Consider the following 18,048-nt stretch of genomic DNA (forward strand, 5'->3'; position numbering starts at 1 on the left):
CCGATCTACACTTGAGTTACAAATTTCGTGACGAGATAGCCGTCGAACGTCTCGGTCCCACCCTCACTCCCGATACCGCTATCTTTAATGCCTCCAAACGGTGTTTCGGCGAGAGCGCTTCCAAAGTGGTTGATGTTGACCATGCCGGCCTCAAGGCGGGTAGAGACAGCATGCGCTGTCTTCGCTGACTCGGTAAACACGTAAGACGACAGGCCGTAAGTCAGTTTGTTCGCCCGTGCCAGCACCTCATCCAGATCGTCGAACGCTACAACCGGGGCGACAGGGCCGAATGGCTCGCAAGTCATGAGCATGGAGTCGTCTGAAATGTCTATAACGACGCTGGGCGCGAAGAAATGTCCTGTGTCGCTGCACCTGGTCCCTCCCACGACAACCTTTCCGCCGCGCGCTTTGGAGTCGGCAATCAACCCTTCCATTGCAGCAACACGGCGTTGGTTTGCGAGCGGTCCCATCTGTGTCGAGCTGTCTATACCGTTGCCGACCCGCACTGCGCCAATGACGTCCGTAAAACGCCTGAGGAACCTATCGTAAGCCCCGCGCTGGACGAAGAAGCGGGAGGGCGAGACGCATACCTGACCAGCGTTTCGCAGCTTGTAGTTTGCAAGCATCTCGGCGGCGGTATGGACATCCGCATCGTCGAAGACGATTGCAGGGGAGTGACCACCAAGCTCCATAGTGATTCGCTTCATATGGGATCCTGCTAGAGCTGCTAGTTGTTTGCCAACAGCAGTGGACCCCGTAAAGGAGATCTTCTGGACCAGCGGAGATGCAATGAGGTGTGCTGACACCTCCGCCGGGACGCCAAATACAATGTTTAAGCAACCAGGAGGAAGGCCCGCATCATGGAACAGTTGAGCGATCGCCAGCACGGCACTCGGTGTCTCTTCTGGTCCCTTCAGAATGATCGTACAGCCTGCGCCAAGCGCGGCAGAGATTTTCCGGATCGCCTGATTGAAGGGAAAATTCCAAGGGGTGAAGGCTGCGCAGACTCCGACCGGCTGACGTAGCACGAGCTGGCGGACGTTAGGGTTGCGGCTGGGGATCACGCGGCCGTAGATCCGCCGAGCCTCTTCTGCATGCCAGTCCGCATGCTCTGCACAAACCGTTACTTCGCCCACGGCTTCGTGCAGAGGCTTCCCCTGGTCAATGGTCATGTTGCGGCCGATTTCCGGCGCCCTTTGACGGGCGAGCTCCGCAACTTTACGCAAGATTGCACTGCGTTCCAAAGGCGATGAGTCGCGCCACGTCAGGAAAGCTCGATGAGCCGCCTCGACGGCGGTGTCGAGGTCCTCGCGGGTGGCGAGCGGCAGTCGCCCAACGACCTCCTCCGTCGCAGGATTGACTACGTCCTGGTGTCGCCGGCCTTCAATGCCGAGAAATTCGCCATTGATGTAAAGGGATAATTCTGGATACACAGCGTGTACTCCAATGACTAAGAGGTTAGCTACGAAATTCTGTGCTTGTGACGGAGGTCGATCTATTCGAGCTTAAAATCACCGACCTTAATTACTGCATCAATGCTCTTCTTGCGCTGCTTAAGGTAGCCCTCGAAATCCTCCGGGGACTGCGTAATGACTTCCATTCCAGTGCCTTGCATCCGCGTGCGAAGCTCGCCGTTCTTCAAAATCGTAGCGACATCGCTCTGCATTTTTTTGATTGCGTTCTGGGGCATCTTGGCAGGCGCATACAGGGCGATGGTTCCCGTAAGCTGGACGTCAATCCCCGCTTCCTTGAATGTAGGGACGTTTGGCAGCATAGGCGAGCGTTCTGGCGTCGACACGGCAAGGGCCTTCACTTTTCCTGCCTTAACGAGTTGCGCGATCGGTGCCATATCGATCATGAGCATATCGATCTCACCTGAGACGATAGCTGGGACACTTTGCCCAGCACTCTTGTAGCCGACTGGGGTCATCTTTATTCCGGTCTTTTGCGCGAATTCCTCCATACCGACACGCATGCCCAAGTTGGCCCATCCGTACGTGAACTTCCCGTTGGCCGCACGAGCTGCCTTAATGAGGTCAGCGAGGTTGTTGTATGGCGCGGAAGCCGGGGTCACCACAACGAGTGGGGTTGCGGCCAGCCCGCTCACAAGAGTGAGTTCCTTGGTGGGATCGACAGCAACAGTGGGGCGCAAGTATGCGTCGATGATCAACGTTGTCGGGGGCATGACCAGAAAGGTCGAACCGTCCGGTTCAGCTCGCGCGACAGCCTTGCTGGCGATCGCCCCGTTTGCGCCGGGCCGATTTTCGACGATTACAGGCCGATTCCAGATTTTCGCCAGCTCTTCGCCAACTGCGCGTGCAACTACGTCGGTGCCACCGCCCGGTCCGTAGCCAACAAAGAGCCGGACCGGCAACCGGTCAGGTTGCTGGCCGTACAGGATGGAGGGCAGGGCCAGGGAGCAGAGTAGGACTGCTCTGCGGATAGCCGAAGCGGGTTTTGTCATGTTGTCTCCTCATTTATTATGAAATACAGTCTCAACCTGCTACCGCAGCTGGAGCGTGGTTCTTCGTCCACTCCTCCTTCAACGGCTTGATGTACTCACGCGCTTTTCTACTGGCGTTCCAACTAAGAACGCCCATCAAAACGTCTCCCTTGTAGTAGCGAAAGATGCAGGAGTCGTCTTTCAGTGGATCCCCTTCGACAACTTCAACGGTGTATTGCGGGCCGATGCGTCCGTAGCTTTGGATTTGGACCTGGTACTGATCCGACCAGAAAAACGGAAGCGGAGCGTATTCAACGCGAGAGCCGAGCATGTTCTTTGCCGCGGCCATCGCCTGTTCGCTTGCATTCGTCCGGTGTTCAATGCGCATGTGCTCGCCGTAGCCTTTGTGAAACCACTCTGCAGCATCGCCGGCGGCATACACGTTCGGGGCTGCTTCACAGTATTCATTGCAGACTACGCCGCTGCGGATGTTTAATCCGCTGCACCACTGCACGCTGGGAACTGCGCCGATAGCCACAACAATTACGTCGCAAGTGATCACAGCCCCAGTGTCCAAGCGGACTTCGGTAATGGTGCGGTCACGCCATTTCACCTCCCTGAGTTCGCAGTCGTTGTGGAAAACCACGCCGTTGGCTTCATGGATTTTTTCGATCCGCTTCCCAACGATATCCCCGACTCTCGCCCCGAGAGGAACTTTCGACTTGTCGATGACGGTCACCTCACAGCCGCTGGTCTTTGCAATCGCCGCTAACTCTGTGCCGATGAAGCCCGCGCCGACTACTAGCACTCGCTTTCCGGCAGTCAGATGCTCCCGAATCGCCAGCGCGTCGTTTAAGTTGCGCAGGCTGTAGCAGTTCGCCGCCTGGTTGAGGTTGGGAATCACTCGAGCGTCCGCGCCCGTGGCGATCAGCAAGCGATCATATTGAAGTGTAGAGCCGTTGCTGAGTTGCAGCGAACTGGCGTTCGTATCGAGGGCGGTGGCCGATGTCCCGTCCAGGTAGTGCAGGTTCAGCGCCTTCATGCCGTCCTCGGACACAAAGTTGAGCGCCTCTACCGGACATTCTCCTGCCATCAGCCTCTTTGAAAGAGGAGGGCGGTCATAAGGCATGCCGCCTTCCTTTCCGATCAGCGTGAGCCGCCCTCCCCAGCCCTGTGCGCGCAGCGCTCGTGCTGCCGTGATGCCGGCGGCCGAGGCGCCGACAACGACGATGTGCTCGGGGGAGTTCATCATTGATCCTCGTGAATCTCGATGGCGAGCGCTGGGCAGATGCCAGCAGCCAAGCGTGCTGATTCGAATTGGTCAGCCGACGGCTCTGCGTTCAAGAGAATGACGATGCCATCCTCCTTTTGGTCGAACAGATCCGGCGCGTTGACGACACATTGACCAGAACCGCAGCACTTTTCGGGGTAGATCGTGATTTTCATGATGCGTATCATTTAAGTGGTGGATTACCAGCGAACAGGGAGTTCCTTGACGCCATACATGAGTGAATCGCCCTTGAAATCAAGGTTTTCCACGGGAACAGCAAGCTCGAGGTTCGGAAACCGCTCCAGCAAGGCGGTGAACATGATCTGCATTTCGAGCCGTGCGAGGGGTTGACCGATGCACTGATGCGGGCCGTATCCGAACGAGACCTGCGTCCTTGAATCTCGGCGAAGGTCGAACACATTCGGATCTTCAAATTTCGAGCTGTCGCGATTGGCCGAGACACTCAGCACTACAACGGGGTCGCCCGCCTGGATCATTTGTCCGTTCACGACAATGTCCTCGGTGGCGACACGACGCTTTCCTGAATGTGTGACATCCAGGTAGCGCAGAATTTCTTCCACCGCGTTTGGAACGAGGCTTGTGTCTTGTCGAAGCTCATTCCAGATATCCGGTCGTTGCAGGAGGAAAAGCACTCCCATTGCGGTCGTATTCGCCGTGGTCTCGTGGCCGGCGATCAGCAAGAGCCTTGCAAGGGAAACAACGTCCGTTTCGGTGATATCGCCCTTTCGTACGTGATTGACGATGAGGCGGCTGAGGATATCTTCCCCGGGGTTCTCCGATCTCTTCGCCACCAGGTCCTTCAGGTACACCTCGCACAACTCATGATTTGCAGCGATGGCCTCCTCAAGCGTCGCACTACTCGACGTCAGGACCATCGCCAGTTCCTGAAAGAAGTCATGGTCTTCGTACGGAACGCCAAGCAATTCTGAGATCACCAATGCCGGCGTGGCCAACGTAAAGGCGCTAACCAGGTCGGAGGGTTGAGGCTTTGTTGCGAAGTTGTCCAGCAGCTTGTCTACGATCGCCTGAATCCGTGGGCGTAGGGCCTCGATTTTGCGGATCGAGAATTCACCTGTCAGCATGCGCCGATGCTCTGCATGCTTGGGAGCATCCATGGTGATGAAGGTCCTGTTACTACCCCGGGCAACTTTCATTGCAGCACTGACAGTGGGATAGCCGGGATTCGTAATGTCAGAACTAAAGCGAGGGTCAGACAGGACCGAGCGGACGTCGTCATAGCGCGTAATCAGCCAGGCGATCTTTCCGTCCCAGAGCCTAGCTTGCCCCAAGCCGCTTCCTTGCTGCATCTGGAAGTACACCGGCGGCGGCGACAAAGGATCGACCCGTTCGGGCGGAAAGTCGGGGATCCCGCTGTCCCCGCCAGCGTGCATCGGACACGTGGACTGCGCAGGTGAGGCCGCGTGAAACGGGCAGCCAGTCGACTGCGTGGGGGTTTGGGGGGCGGTCATGAATATGTCTCCGATGGGAAATTGTGAGTACATATTAGGTAGCCTACCTACTATATGCAAAAGGGGTTTACCCTAATCGGTGCAGAGGATTGACCTCGCGTCACAAATCTCGAGCGGGACCAGGGGTGGGAGAGGAGGGCGTGGCTAGACTGGGGGAGCCCAGTTGGCCTGAAGGCGGGCGACCGCCGATTTCAGTGGTCAAGATATGCCGCCGGTGACCCACTGGGTATGCGCGAGGACTGTTTGCCTTCTGGTTGTTATAGCTCGTCCCAGGGTAGATATGCGGTCCGGCCGGGCTGGCTGACGACAGAGGTCGGTACCGAGTGAGGCGCGGCCGGAGGCCCGCTTGGGACCTGCTGGAGGCCACCTTTGACGCCGGGACCTTCCGTAAGGTCGGGATCGCAGGGCTTCGGTTCTTACCTATGCATAGGCGTGAAAAAACACCCGCATGGACGTGGGGTTAGAAGTGCGCGATCGCCACCACTCGCTGACCAAGGGGGCAGCCTCACGACGCGTTGTTAAAGAGGCGCGGGGGGACAGTGAAGCCGGTGCAAGAAGGCAAGCGAGAAAGCCGAAGCGACCTCGCTTTGGCAGCCTACAAATCAAATAAATAGGCTCCAGCTCTCCCCTAACTCGGCACTGAGGTACTCGAACATCGACATGAATCGAAAGCGCTCCCATTGATTGAACGCCTCGCGTACCGCTGCCATCAGTGACATAGCTACCTCCGGGGTGATCGACTTTAGTTAGGGGGGCCACCGCAAGAAAAAAGCAGGTCTTTCAACACTCGTTCGCATCGGCGCATAGCCCATTCCACGATGCAATCGATTACATAGAGCGTAGGTCGCCACGATGGTCTGTCAAGATAAAGCGTAAAAGTGTCATTTGCGGCTCAAAATCAGCCACCTGACTTCGTTGATGGGAGGGTAAACGCCTATTTGATTGTAATAGGTAGGCTACCTAATATTTACCACAAATAAGAGTAAGCGCGCTTCGGTTTTTCAAACATTGCTTATAGAAGTGGAGACAAAATCAATGCAACATCATCCCCGAAGAGGTTCGACCCCCACCCCCCAGCGGGTCCGGGATGTTCTCAAGCCGATCTCCGGTGCCGCCGTGGGAAACATGCTGGAGTGGTTTGACTACTCGTTGTATGGCTATCTTTCCGCCACCCTGGCGAAGGTGTTCTTCCCAAGCAGCGACCCGATCGTTAGCCTGATAGCGGCTTTCGCGGCATTCTCCGTCGCATTCGTTACCCGACCACTCGGCGCTCTGTTTTTTGGATCGCTGGGAGACCGGCTTGGACGGCGCGATACGCTCGCGATTGTCGTTGGTTTGATCAGCGTTTCGACGGGGTTGGTCGGTGTCCTACCGGGATACGAGGCGATTGGCATCGCCGCTCCTTTGCTGCTGGTAGCCCTACGCATGATTCAGGGATTTTCCGCGGGAGGCGAAGCAGGTGGAGCACTCGCATTCCTTGCCGAGTACGCCCCGACACGCCGGCGTGGCGTTGTGATCGGGTTCTTCGGTATGTCGGCTGGAATTGGTGCGTTGAGCGGATCCGGTCTTGTTCTGGCGATCACCAGCATTTTTGGTCAGACGGCAGTTGAGGCATGGGCCTGGCGATTGCCCTTCCTGATCGCTGGTCCGATTGGGTTGGGTGCGTTCTGGCTGCGGCTGCGCATCGAGGAAACACCGGCATTCCGGTTGCACTTGGAACGCGAGGGCGCGGCACAAGCACCATTGCGCGAAGCCCTTCGTGACGACTGGCGAAGCATTGTCAAATGTCTTGGCGTAGCGATCTCACACGGCATCCCTTACTACTTGATCCTGGCGTATCTCCCGTCTTATCTCGTGTCAACTGGACGGTTGAGTAGCGGGCAAGCTCTAGCGGCGTCCGGCCTGGCCTTTCTGGGTTCAGTGATTGTGATCCCATTCGCTGCAGCGCTATCCGACCGCGTGGGTCGACGACCCGTCGCCTTTACGGCGGCATTGGCATACCTCGTCGTTGCGCTTCCTTTGTTCCGGATCGTCGTGGGCTCGACACCAGAGGTGGTAATTGCCACGATGGCTAGCGTCGGGGTATTGATGGGGATGTATGGCAGCGCGCCGTTCTGCATGATGACGGAGTTGTTTCCGACACGCACACGCTACAGCGCCATGTCGGTAGGCTACAACGTGGCCATGGTGCTATTTGGCGGCACCGCTCCTTTAATCAGCGCTTCTCTGACGAAGCTGACCGGAAACCCTTCATCACCCGCCTATTTCATGATGGGGGGCGCAGTGTTGTCTATTTTTGCCATCTTGGCGTCTCCTGAAACGTCACGAGTACCGATTGATGAGCTCGGACAGTCGGACGAGCACATTCGCCGCGTGCGCATGGCGCTCAAGGCATCGGCTCGCGTTGAGTGATCTCCTGATTATGAAAACCGCTACATACGACTACATTGTTATCGGCGCCGGCTCGGCAGGGTGTGTTCTCGCTTCTCGGCTGAGTGAAGATCCCAGCGTCAAGGTACTGCTGATAGAGGCGGGCGCTCCCGCGTCATCCATCTTTGTTCAGATGCCGGCAGGGATCCGGGTTCTCTATAAGAGCCAAAAATTCAACTGGCGCTATTGGACGGAGCCCCAGACACAACTGGACAATCGGAATATTTATATACCCCGGGGCAAGGTGGTGGGCGGTTCATCCTCGATCAATTCCATGATTGCTATCCGGGGGAACCGATCCGATTACGACAACTGGGCATCTCAGGGCCTGTCGGGCTGGGACTATGAATCCCTTCGTCCGTACTTTCGAAAGATTGAGGATGCATCACTGGTAACGAAGGCGAGGAATGACGATCGCGGGTACGCGGGTCCGATTCGCCTGTCATACGGCACGCAGCAAAACGCCATATCGACTGCGTTCATAGAGAGCGCAGTATCGGCCGGTATGCCGGAGAACAACGGATTCAATGGGGCGTCGCAGGTAGGCGCAGGATTCTACGAGCTTACGATTGCCGAGGGAAAGCGATCCGGTGCTTATCGTTACCTGGATCGAGCAGGTAACCGATCCAATCTGACATTGATGGCGAACTGTAAAGTCCGCAGGATTCTCCTTGCCGGAAAGCGAGCGCAAGGCGTAGTGATTGAGGATGGATGGGAGGAGGTGGAGCTTCGCGCGGACCGCGAAGTGATTCTGACAGCAGGGGCCATTGCCTCACCGCAACTCCTGATGCTTTCGGGGATCGGACCGGCCAAACATCTGCAGTCGATTGGTATCGCTCCCGTGGTCGATCTGCAAGGCGTCGGTGAGAACCTTCAGGACCATCTTGATTGCGCGATTCGCTTAGAAGCGTCGCAGCCCAATACGCTCACGCCCTATATCGGCCTGGTAAGAGGCGGAATGGCAGGAGCTCGCTATCTTCTTTCAGGAGGCGGGCCGGCTTCCTCTCAAGGCGTTGAGGCAGGAGCATTTTACAACTCCGACAGAAATCCGGATCTGCCTGAGTGGCAGGCCCATCTGATCATTGCGCTGCGCAATCCACCGCCTAACGAAAAAGTTCCCCACGGATTTGCAGTCCGCGTATGCCAGCTGCGTCCAAAAAGTAGAGGCGTGCTGCGACTGCGTTCTTCAGATCCGTCCGATTCTCCCCGAATCGACCCTCGCTTCCTCTCAGACGAGTCTGACCTGGAGAGTTTGGTGCGCGGCGTGGAACGCACGTGCGAGATTGTCGACCAGCCGGCGCTCCGGAAGTACATCAAACGAAGGCTCGACATCGATGCTTTCTCCACCGGTGCAGCCCGTAAGGCATGGATACGCTCGCATGCGGAAACCATCTATCACCCGGTTGGCACGTGTCGCATGGGAGTCGACGACAACGCTGTTGTTGACGAGGAGTTGAAAGTGCGCGGGGTTGAGAACTTGAGAGTAATTGATGGATCTGTGATGCCAACGATCATCAGTGGGAACACGAACCTTCCCATTATGGCCATGGCAGAGAAGGCCGCAGACTTGATACGAAATTCACGCACATCCGCTCGTTGAAGTTTTCGGAGAACTCTGTTCACTGGCGTTTCGAGCTTGCTCCGTCGCCTTCTTCCCGGTTGTCCCCTTACACGGGGACGAAAGGTTGCAGCATAGATTTCCCAGCATCGAATGGGAACGTCTACGGGCTTGCGTCGTTTGATGGAAGCGTTGGGCCACACCCTTTCTCTCAAGCGCCGAAACCGCCGGAATGCCAAAGCGCGGGTTCCAGCAAAGAGGACCACGTGAACAAGGGACTCGCCAGTCAACACATACCCATCACGGGCGCGTCACAGGGCATCGGCCGCTGGACATTCCCTGTACTTCAATAACCTTAAGGAGATAAGAATGGTCAAGTTCACCTATCTGGTACTCACGAACGCGGTTCCGGGGCGTGAAGAAGAGTTCAATCGCTGGTATACCGAGCAGCACCTTCCAGACGTGTTGCGCGTACCGGGCGTGGTGAGCGCACAGCGCTTCAGTCGCACGGAGCAGCAGCGAAAAGCGGGGCCTCATCCGTGGCAGTACCTGGCACTCTATAACTGCGAGGCCGCTGACCCGCAGGTCGTCACAGATGGGATCCAGGCTCGCGTCAACACAGCGGAGATGCAAATGAGTGACACGGTGGGCGATGTCAAATATGGTTGCTATTTCGAGCCAATCACCGAGGTGATTCGCAGTAAGTAGACGGCATGGAAGTACCTGCTTTCCCGTCGTCTCAAAGATGAGTCGGGTAGAAGCTCAACAGCTTCTCCGCCACGTGAGGCGACGGGCCAGGGCGGGTCGCTTACTCCGCCGTAGCGGCGATGGAAGGCCATGCAACCCGGTGCGAGAGCTTGGGACTTGGGCCGAGGAGGCCAGCCTAAAACCTTCAGCGCTGCAATCACATGGGCGACTGCGCTGTTGCCCGTAGCGGATCACGCATCCATTTCGCGGCGCCAGGCTTGCGGGCTCTGCGATGTCCATCTCCGGAATGCGCGAGTAAATGCACTGTGCTCCGAGTACCCAAGTATCCAGGCCACCTCAGCGAGCGAAAGCCGTGGATCTTTTAGGTAATTCTCTGCAATCCGGCGTCTCGTGTCGTCACGTAGCTCGCGAAATTTCAGACCCAGTTTGTCGAGTCGCCGCTGCAACGTGCGGGGGGTCATGTGCATGGAGGAAGCCACTGTTTCAAGGCTCACTTCGCCTTGACGCGCGAGCCCGGCTACCGCTTGCCTGATGGCATGTTCCATGTCATCCATCTTCGGCATGGCACCCAGCAGAGCCTGTACCTGAAGCTCCATGATTCGCAGTAGCGCTTCATCAGGTTGACGCAGAGGCGCCTGCAAAAGGTCGACGGGGAAGCGCAGACTCGTCTCCGGTTGGTCGAACTTCACCGGGCAGCCGAAGTATGCAAGATAAGGGGTGGTGTCTTGAGGTGTTGCGTTAACAAAGCACACCTCCTCCAGCCTCACATCACCATCTGTCATGGCTCGCGTGAAACGGGTCATCGCAGCCAAGGCCGTTTCGTCAACGAGCGGCCCCGTTGGTTCCGTCGAACGGGGCCACGTCATCACGACGGACTTACCTTCGGTTCTTAGCTCCGCCGGCGTAACGTTTGCAACCACACGGTCGTACTGTTGCCAGCGTTGCAAGACAGCCCCGACGTCAGGGCAAGCCCCAAGTGCGTATCCAAGCACGCCGAGATGCGCAGGCGCAATGCGCTGGCCAACGTGCAATCCGAGGAGCGGATCATTGCAAACCTCGGCGGCACGCTCAAGCAAACGCCGCCAGTGATCGAGCGCGTAGAGTCGCACTTCCTGGCAATTAGGGCTGGATTCCCCCAGCACATGCACGGCATCCAGCCCTTGGTCCTGCAAGTAGTCGAAAAGCAGGTTCACGTAGGTGCTGGCGTAGTAAGCGGTGGGCGCGGACATGGGATGACAATGAACAATGTCGCGAAGTGTCAAGAAAGTGTCGAGGACTGTCAATGCGGAGGGTCACCAGTTTGATCAAACTGTCGGCAAGCCAAGCGAACAGGAGTCTAAATTGCCGTCCGATATGATGAACTGGCTGCATTCCATATTTGGGAAGTCCGTGGATTGGAAGCAGGCGTTCATGCTCAGCATGGTTCCTCTCTTCATCATTGCATTCAGTCTCGAGACCCTGATCAATCGAAGGCGTAGAGCCGAATCGACACTGAACTGGAAAGAGGTGTGGGCGAACATCGCATTGGGCACCACTTACCAGATCATGGAGCCCCTGGGAGTGGCTCTTGTGACAGGATCCATCTATGCGTGGGTATATTCAAAACGTTTGTTTGATATCCCGGTGGACGGTTGGACCATTCTCCCAATCATTCTGTCGGTCGAGTTCTGCTACTACTGGTTTCATCGCGCCAGCCATCGAATCCGCTGGTTTTGGGCGGCGCACGTCGTTCATCATACCGGCGAGAACATGAACTTCACTACGGCGGCACGACAATCGATGCTCAATGTGGTCGCTGGGAGTTTCATCTTTTTCCTTCCTCCCGTGCTCCTCGGTGTGCCGCCGGCCGCAGTCGCACTCATCCTGGCCGTGAATCTGTCCTATCAGTATTTCATTCATACCGAACTGATCCGCCGCCTTCCTGGCTGGATTGAGTACATCTTCAATACACCGTCCCATCACCGTGCCCATCATGGCCGAAACGACCAATATATCGACAAGAACTACGGTGGCATGTTGATCATTTTCGATCGCATGTTTGGCACTTTCGAAGAAGAACGGGAGACGGTGCAATACGGCATCACCCAACAGATTAAGTCCTACAATATCCTGGTGCTGAATCTCCACGAGTTTGTCGACATGTGGCGTGACGTGATGTCACCGGGGCCCGTGTGGCAGCGACTGCAACACCTGTGGCGGCCGCCGGAATGGGTGCGCCGTGGTCATGAACCCATCCACACATGGACGGTGGACAGGAACGAGCCGACCGGCAGTGAGTCGACACCCACTCCGTCAACGTCCGCTACCTGAGAGCCAACTCATGCATCGCCTCTCTCAAATATACCTGGCCGTTTCGGCACTGGCTTTCCTGCTAATTGGCTTGCATACGTTTCACGACCCCGCTACGGCAATGGCGGGCCTCGATATGCAACCCCATTCGGTGAATGCCTTCAATGAGATCCGTGCCAACTACGGTGGCATGCATCTCGGTATCAGTCTGTTGCTGGCCCTGGGTCTACTCTCGAAGGCGTGGCGAAAGCCCTCGATGTGGATCAACGTCGTGTTCACCAGCGGCCTGGTGCTCGGGCGGCTGGTCAGCATTTCCGCTGACGGGTGGCCAAATGATCTCGTTCGAATGTTGCTTGGAATCGAAGCAGCAGCGGCATTCACCGGCCTAGCGCTGTTGTGCTTCCTCAACAAACATGATGCGCGCTCTTCCATGAGATGAGCGCTCACTTTGAGCGCCCGCGACGCGTGGACATGAGGTCATCGTTCACCCAGTCCTATCAAGTTAAACTCGCACCGATCAACCTCCACCTGTCCTGATACCGGTCTTGCGGACAACGCGCGAGATATCCGCGTTGACGGGCTTCACCGCTTTCTAAGCATCCTTTCATCGCGACGGGTCCGACGCAGCGAAGAGAACGCTAGCTCTCCCGAGAGCAGTCAAGGTGTTGGGGCCTGGCCCCAGTAGAGACTACGGAGGTTGCGTCCAGGACCGTAGTGTTCGGTCTCTTCTGGGGTCTTTCGATGCCGTGTCTGCAATTGCCACCCTCTGCGAAGTGCTTATTAGCAGGCGCAGATCTTTGCCGGCATCCGGCCGCCATTGTGAGAGTATAATTTCACGATAGTGAAACAACACAGAAAACCGCTCTCCACGCTGGTGTTCCTTTTGCAAGAACGACCTCCATGCCACGACCACTACCTGATCCGAAGCCACCGTCGCGTGCGACGATTCGCACCATTCACCAACTGGGCGACCGCATTCGAGCAACGCGGGCAGGGAAAAGGATGCCCATTGACCAGGCGGCAAGACATTGCGGGGTCTCGGTCGGCATGCTGTCCAAGCTCGAGAACGGCAAGGGCGTCAATCTCGAGCACGCCCTGCGTGCGTTGGACGGACTGGGTTTGGCGATGCTGGTCGTTCCCAGGGCGCATGCGCCTTGGCTTGAACAGGCAGCGGCCCATACGGCCAAGATCGGCGAGGACGCGGCCAGGCGACAGCACGCCTGGCTGGAAGAGTAGTAGAGGCCTGCGATCAGGCTGGGCATCAATCTCTGATGCGATCCCAGATCGGTGCGGAAATGCACTTCGCTTGGTGTGCTGACGCGCCTTATGCTTTCCTGATCCATCCGATGCGGTGCCGCTCCTGCGTGGCCTCGTGCCGCGCATCCTCTTCGCTGTGCAGATAGCCGCTCGTCGTCGACAGCGAGCTGTGCCCAAAGTTGTCGCGCACATAACGCAGGTCGACCTGCTGGTCGGTCATATGCGAGCCGGCGGTGTGGCGCAGCCAGTGGGCCGAGGCGCTGGCCAGCACCGCGGCCTGCGCCCCCCACTCGGGCCCGCGCGCCCGCAGGCGCTCCGCGGCCATGCCAAACACCTCTTTCAGGATCAGGTGCAGCGCGCCGCGTGACAGGGGTTTCTCGCCACCCTCTCTGCCAATCACCGGCAGCACCAGTGGCCGCGTCTCCCCGAACTGCGGGGTAGGCGGCAGGTCGTGGGCGCGACGGTAGCGCGCGAGTTCGGCAATCAGTTCGTCGGTCGCCGGCACCAGCCGGGTCTTGTTGCCTTTGCCGGTCACCTCGAGCCACCAGCGCTCGATGCCCTGGCCATCGCGCCGGCAGAAGAACGCGCCCATGGGGGTCGCCGTCAGCTCGGAGGCGCGCAGGCCGCCCAGATAGAGCACGGTCAGCACCCACCGGCAGCGCGCGGCGTGCCGGCGTTCCCGCGCGGTCTCGGTCGGCATGGCCGCGACGGTGTCTTTGACCGTTTCCCACAGGTCGTGGCTCAGATAGCGGGTGATGCGCGCTCGGGTGGGGGCGCGCCGGCGGCGGGCGAGGGCAAGCGGGTTGCCGGCCAGGTAGCCCGCCTCGGTCAGCCAGGCGAACAGCGCGTTCAGGATCACCATCGCGTGGCGCACGCTGGACGGCGACAGCGGCCCGGCAAACGGGCGCCAGTCGGGGTGGCCGCGTGCAAGCTTCTTGCTGCCGGCCAGCACCCAGCGCGCGGCGGGTTGCGGATCGGCGAGGAAGCGCTCGTAGGCGAGCAGGTCTTCGTGCGTCAGCGAGGACAAGGGCTTGCCCACCTGGAGCACGGTCCACAGGATCAGCCGCTCCACCTCGCGGCGATAAGTGGTGAGCGTCGCGGTGCTGTCGGCATAGCGCGCGAGCCAGGCGGTGACGGCGGCCAGGTCGTCGGCCGCGGCGATCCGCGTGGCGCTGGCGGGCGCGCGGTTGCTGCCGGCCGCGCCGGACAGCGCCGGGGTCAGGCGCAGGCGCTCCAGCGGGGTGGGAAGCGGGGCGGCCAGGCCATCCAAAGGTTTAATCGGGAGCAGTTCCATGGTGTATCGGCCTAAGCGTCGGTTTGCACAAATTTGTTCCCGCTGGTCGCACGCCAGCAAGCCGATTGCAGGGCGATGGTAACAATATTGCGTCGAGAAACGCTGCAAGAAATTGTTCCCCCAGCCGACACTTGAAGCAATTTTGTACCTTCCCCCAACGCATCGGTCCGTCGTCAGCCTTCACCCCGCCGACGGCGCGGGGCGATCCGATGGACGGGATTCAGCTGCGCAAAGCGATGACGTTCGCCGTCAGGCGTGCCACGCAAGCTAGCCGAGTCACGCCGCGCCTGCCGCCGGTGCGTGCGCTCCAGCGCGCCAGCCAGGCGTGCCCATGGGGGTCGGGAACAAAATTCTGCAAAAAGAGGGCACAAATTTATGCATACCGACAGGGGCAGCGTGGGGAGGCGATTCGAGCCAATATTATAGACATAAGCGTACTTATGTCTAAACTTTTACACGAATCTTGTTATCCACTACGTATTACGTAGTAATATTTAACTCTGAATGTCCAAAAAGGTGCTCGACCATGACGCCAGACGCTGTAGATCCCCTTCGCCTCGAAGCCGAGGTCGAGCAGTTGCGGCACCTTCACGCCGACACGCGCACGCTCTACCGCGAGGTGTGCGGGCTGCTGTTCTTTCGCTACGGCATCACGCCCACCACCAACAAGCTCTATCAACTGGTGCGCAAGGGCAGCATGGGCACGCCGGCCCAGGCGCTGCAGCAGTTCTGGCAAGACCTGCGCGCCCGTTCGCGGGTCACGATTGACCATCCCGATCTCCCCGACAGCCTGAAGCAGGTGGCTGCCGACGCCGTCCAGACCATCTGGCGCGCCGCCGGCGAAGCCGTCTTGGCCGAACTCGCCGCGACGCGCCAAGACATAGAGGCGCAGGAGCAAGTCGTCGCGGCCGAGCGGGATGCCGCGCAGATGGCTTTCGCCGACGCTCAAGCCGCGCTCACCGCGCTCGAGCGCGAGCGCGAGGCGTTGCGGGCTGAATGCCGCCAGTTGCAGGAGCAGGTGGCGCAGGCGCGCGGCGCCGAAGCAGCCGCATCGACGCACCGGGAGGCCTTGCAGAGCGAACTGCTGGCGGCGCGCGAGCAGGCGGGCGCCGCGCGCAGTGATTTCCTGGCGGAGCTGGAGCGCATGCGCGAGCAACTCGAAGCGATGGAGGCGCGCGGGGACGCTGCCGTGCGGCGTGCCCAACTGGAATTGGACCAGGAACGCACGGCGCGGCGCCAGAGTGACCGGGGACTCGATGCGGCGCGGGTGGAGGTGGATCGCTTGCGCGACATGCAGCGGCAGGAAGCGGTGGCCGCGGCCGAAGCGCTGGGTAGTTGGCAAGCCCAGGCGCAGGCGGCGCAGGTACGTTGCGCGGCGCTGCAGGACGCGCAGGAGAGCGGACAGCAACAACTGGGTGCCGCCCAGGAGGCCTTGGCAGAAATGACCCGGCGGGCCGAGCGTGCCGAGACTGAACGGGACCTGTCGCGCGAGTTGCTGGGCAATTGGCGCGACGGCGCCAAGGTGCGATCCGGGGCACGGCGCAAGGCCGCCGCCTAACCGCTTCGAGCCACCGCCCATGCACGCGCCCCATGAGATTGCCCGCGCCGACGCCATTCGCTGGGTGCGTATCAAGATGGCGCAATCGGGCCTGACACTGGCCGATTTATTGGCGGCCGGCTGTTTCGCGCCCACAGCGGCACGGCCACGCTACCGCAAAATGCCGAGGGGCAAACCTGGGATGGGCGAGGGGAGCGTCCCGACTGGTTTCAGCGGGCCATCAACGCCGGACAGCAGCCGGAATTCTTTCAGATCGACTGAGGAATCTGCGCCAAACGCCCCTGGCTCAATGACGCGGGGCGCGCTTGCGCGGGGGCGTCACGTCTGGCACGCGAAACAGTTCCGCGACCGGGACTTCCAGGGCGAGCGCCAGCCGTTCAATGACGTCGATCGACAAATTGCGGGCCGCCCTTTCGACGTGTGCCAGAAACGAACGGTCCATGTCCGCTTGCCAGGCCAGATCTTCCTGCGTCCATGCATAGGCCGCGCGCAGTCGCCGAATATTCAGGGCGAGCAATTCACGAGCGGAGGGCTGATGGACACGGGACATGCGTCCATATTGCGGACCGTTCCCTTATCTGTCAGTGGTCGTTGAGTCACAATATTTTCCTGCTATATAAGCTCGCCGTTTCCATGAAAGACAAGGCTTTCCGAACATATTCTTGCGTCAAGGTCTTCTCATTCTGTAGTCGTTGAGACACAATGCCGCCTTTGCAGCGGCCCTTAACCAAGGGCTTCGCGCGGCGTCACACTGCTGCGCACACCGATCGCCGCCCCGCGCGCATAGCACCGAGAGGGCCTGCCGCCGAACGGCGGATCTGGGGCGGCAGGCACGAGCGGCTACGCATTGCCCTGCGTCAGCGCAACGACACGATGCACGATGATTTTGTTTCTGGACTACGACGGTGTTCTGCACCCCGATGCGGCCTATCTGGTCAATGGCCGGCCTCAATTGCGTGCGGCAGGCTCGCTGTTCATGTGGGCGCCGATTCTCGTGGAAGCTCTCGCCCCCTATCCCCAGGTCCAGATTGTTCTCTCCACGTCGTGGGTGCGCGTGCTCAAGAGCTTCAGCCGAACCCAAGCCTATCTGCCCGCTGCGTTGCAGGCGCGCGTGATCGGCGCTACTTGGCATTCGGCCATGGCGCGACACCATGAGGGTGCGCACCGCATCGACGCGAGCTGGTTCAGCGAACTCACGCGGTATGCCCAGATCGCGCGATACGTTGCGCGATCTGGGCTGCGGGCCGAACATTGGCTGGCCATCGACGACGACAGCGAGGGCTGGCCCGTCGCGCTGCGCGACCACTTGGTCGAGACGGATGGGGCGCTGGGGCTTGCGAGCGCGTCGACACGGTGCGACCTGACCCAGCGACTGCAGGGGATGGCCGCAAGCACGCTCAGCGGGAAGTGAACACCATGCTACGCGTGACCGTGGAACTCATTCCAGACGGACAGGAAGACTGCCGCCGAACACTTGGGCAGCTTGAGATCGAGAACATCGCGGGCGATTCGCTGGTGACCGGTGCCTACCGAATCGTCATGGACGAGTTCGATGCGCGGGGCCCGGGGCCGCGCACAACGTTCCGGACCATCGCATCGCTAGACAATGTGGAACGGGACCTCGTTCGCCCAATGCAATTGGTCGGCATGGCGCTTAGCGTCGTGGCACCGGTTAAGCGCACGATGCATCGTTCGGAGGACGTGCCGCAGGGCACCGTGCTATCGCGCGAGTCGATCTAAGACGGTTTCGA

Annotated in this window: 18 protein-coding genes; 10 read left to right on the forward strand and 8 right to left on the reverse strand. The window is 59.3% G+C overall.

Annotation, left to right across the window (positions count from 1 at the left end; all coding sequences use genetic code 11):
• Positions 1–5: 5 nt before the first annotated feature.
• The 5 genes from A2G96_RS11435 to A2G96_RS11455 all read right to left on the reverse strand — a co-directional run bounded on the left by A2G96_RS11435 (position 6) and on the right by A2G96_RS11455 (position 5,203).
• Complete coding sequence (locus A2G96_RS11435) at positions 6–1,433, reverse strand: NAD-dependent succinate-semialdehyde dehydrogenase (RefSeq protein ID WP_062794397.1); 1,428 nt, start codon at positions 1,431–1,433, stop codon at positions 6–8.
• Positions 1,434–1,495: 62 nt separating this feature from the next.
• Positions 1,496–2,464, reverse strand: coding sequence for a Bug family tripartite tricarboxylate transporter substrate binding protein (locus tag A2G96_RS11440; RefSeq protein WP_062799334.1), 969 nt, complete (start codon positions 2,462–2,464; stop codon positions 1,496–1,498).
• Between the two features lie 31 nt (positions 2,465–2,495).
• Positions 2,496–3,695 (reverse strand): NAD(P)/FAD-dependent oxidoreductase, encoded by a 1,200-nt coding sequence (locus tag A2G96_RS11445; protein WP_082818913.1) that lies wholly within the window; start codon positions 3,693–3,695, stop codon positions 2,496–2,498.
• Entirely contained in the window at positions 3,692–3,889 is a 198-nt protein-coding gene (locus tag A2G96_RS11450; protein ID WP_062802147.1) for a ferredoxin, read from the reverse strand. The genes A2G96_RS11445 and A2G96_RS11450 overlap by 4 nt, the downstream gene beginning before the upstream one ends.
• A 24-nt stretch (positions 3,890–3,913) precedes the next feature.
• Positions 3,914–5,203 carry a cytochrome P450 gene (locus A2G96_RS11455; RefSeq protein WP_197672290.1) on the reverse strand — a complete coding sequence of 430 codons (1,290 nt, stop codon included), beginning with the start codon at positions 5,201–5,203 and terminating at the stop codon, positions 3,914–3,916.
• A 1,035-nt stretch (positions 5,204–6,238) separates the two neighbouring features.
• Here A2G96_RS11455 and A2G96_RS11460 point away from each other — a divergent pair.
• From A2G96_RS11460 to A2G96_RS11470, 3 genes are all read left to right on the forward strand, one after another.
• Positions 6,239–7,615: an MFS transporter gene (locus A2G96_RS11460; RefSeq protein ID WP_063778466.1), complete on the forward strand. Its 1,377-nt coding sequence runs from the start codon at positions 6,239–6,241 to the stop codon at positions 7,613–7,615.
• Positions 7,608–9,233, forward strand: coding sequence for a GMC family oxidoreductase (locus A2G96_RS11465; protein WP_196765235.1), 1,626 nt, complete (start codon positions 7,608–7,610; stop codon positions 9,231–9,233). The genes A2G96_RS11460 and A2G96_RS11465 overlap by 8 nt, the downstream gene beginning before the upstream one ends.
• Before the next feature lie 327 nt (positions 9,234–9,560).
• On the forward strand, positions 9,561–9,899 hold the full coding sequence (locus tag A2G96_RS11470) for an EthD domain-containing protein (protein ID WP_052495067.1): 339 nt from the start codon (positions 9,561–9,563) through the stop codon (positions 9,897–9,899).
• Between the two features lie 230 nt (positions 9,900–10,129).
• Here A2G96_RS11470 and A2G96_RS11475 read toward each other — a convergent pair whose 3' ends face one another.
• Positions 10,130–11,128, reverse strand: a complete 999-nt coding sequence (locus A2G96_RS11475) for an AraC family transcriptional regulator (RefSeq protein WP_043355323.1) — start codon at positions 11,126–11,128, stop codon at positions 10,130–10,132.
• A 124-nt stretch (positions 11,129–11,252) separates the two neighbouring features.
• Between A2G96_RS11475 and A2G96_RS11480 the strand changes: the two genes are divergently transcribed.
• The 3 genes from A2G96_RS11480 (at position 11,253) to A2G96_RS11490 (ending at position 13,424) form a co-directional block, all read left to right on the forward strand.
• Positions 11,253–12,209: a sterol desaturase family protein gene (locus A2G96_RS11480; RefSeq protein WP_313817267.1), complete on the forward strand. Its 957-nt coding sequence runs from the start codon at positions 11,253–11,255 to the stop codon at positions 12,207–12,209.
• 10 nt (positions 12,210–12,219) lie between these two features.
• The gene (locus A2G96_RS11485; protein ID WP_043355321.1) at positions 12,220–12,627 is read left to right on the forward strand and encodes a DUF4345 domain-containing protein; all 408 of its coding nucleotides are present in this window, start codon (positions 12,220–12,222) and stop codon (positions 12,625–12,627) included.
• Between the two features lie 461 nt (positions 12,628–13,088).
• Positions 13,089–13,424 (forward strand): helix-turn-helix domain-containing protein, encoded by a 336-nt coding sequence (locus A2G96_RS11490; protein ID WP_043355318.1) that lies wholly within the window; start codon positions 13,089–13,091, stop codon positions 13,422–13,424.
• A gap of 88 nt (positions 13,425–13,512) precedes the next feature.
• On the opposite strand, the gene A2G96_RS11495 is transcribed toward A2G96_RS11490, so the two are convergent.
• A complete protein-coding gene (locus A2G96_RS11495; RefSeq protein ID WP_043355303.1) occupies positions 13,513–14,739 on the reverse strand; it encodes a tyrosine-type recombinase/integrase in 1,227 nt (408 codons plus the stop codon).
• 526 nt (positions 14,740–15,265) lie between these two features.
• On the opposite strand from A2G96_RS11495, the gene A2G96_RS11500 reads away from it, so the two are divergent.
• Both A2G96_RS11500 and A2G96_RS34395 read left to right on the forward strand, forming a co-directional pair.
• A complete protein-coding gene (locus A2G96_RS11500) occupies positions 15,266–16,297 on the forward strand; it encodes a DNA-binding protein (protein ID WP_043358190.1) in 1,032 nt (343 codons plus the stop codon).
• Positions 16,298–16,417: 120 nt separating this feature from the next.
• Positions 16,418–16,558, forward strand: a complete 141-nt coding sequence (locus A2G96_RS34395) for an H-NS family nucleoid-associated regulatory protein (RefSeq protein WP_370459387.1) — start codon at positions 16,418–16,420, stop codon at positions 16,556–16,558.
• A gap of 25 nt (positions 16,559–16,583) precedes the next feature.
• Here A2G96_RS34395 and A2G96_RS11505 read toward each other — a convergent pair whose 3' ends face one another.
• Positions 16,584–16,847, reverse strand: a complete 264-nt coding sequence (locus A2G96_RS11505; protein ID WP_043355301.1) for a helix-turn-helix domain-containing protein — start codon at positions 16,845–16,847, stop codon at positions 16,584–16,586.
• A gap of 330 nt (positions 16,848–17,177) precedes the next feature.
• On the opposite strand from A2G96_RS11505, the gene A2G96_RS11510 reads away from it, so the two are divergent.
• Positions 17,178–17,708 (forward strand): HAD domain-containing protein, encoded by a 531-nt coding sequence (locus A2G96_RS11510; protein WP_043355300.1) that lies wholly within the window; start codon positions 17,178–17,180, stop codon positions 17,706–17,708.
• A gap of 5 nt (positions 17,709–17,713) precedes the next feature.
• Entirely contained in the window at positions 17,714–18,037 is a 324-nt protein-coding gene (locus A2G96_RS11515) for a hypothetical protein (RefSeq protein ID WP_066735635.1), read from the forward strand.
• Positions 18,038–18,048 lie beyond the last annotated feature (11 nt).

Source organism: Cupriavidus nantongensis (assembly GCF_001598055.1).
In the GTDB taxonomy this organism is placed as follows: Bacteria; Pseudomonadota; Gammaproteobacteria; order Burkholderiales; family Burkholderiaceae; genus Cupriavidus; species Cupriavidus nantongensis.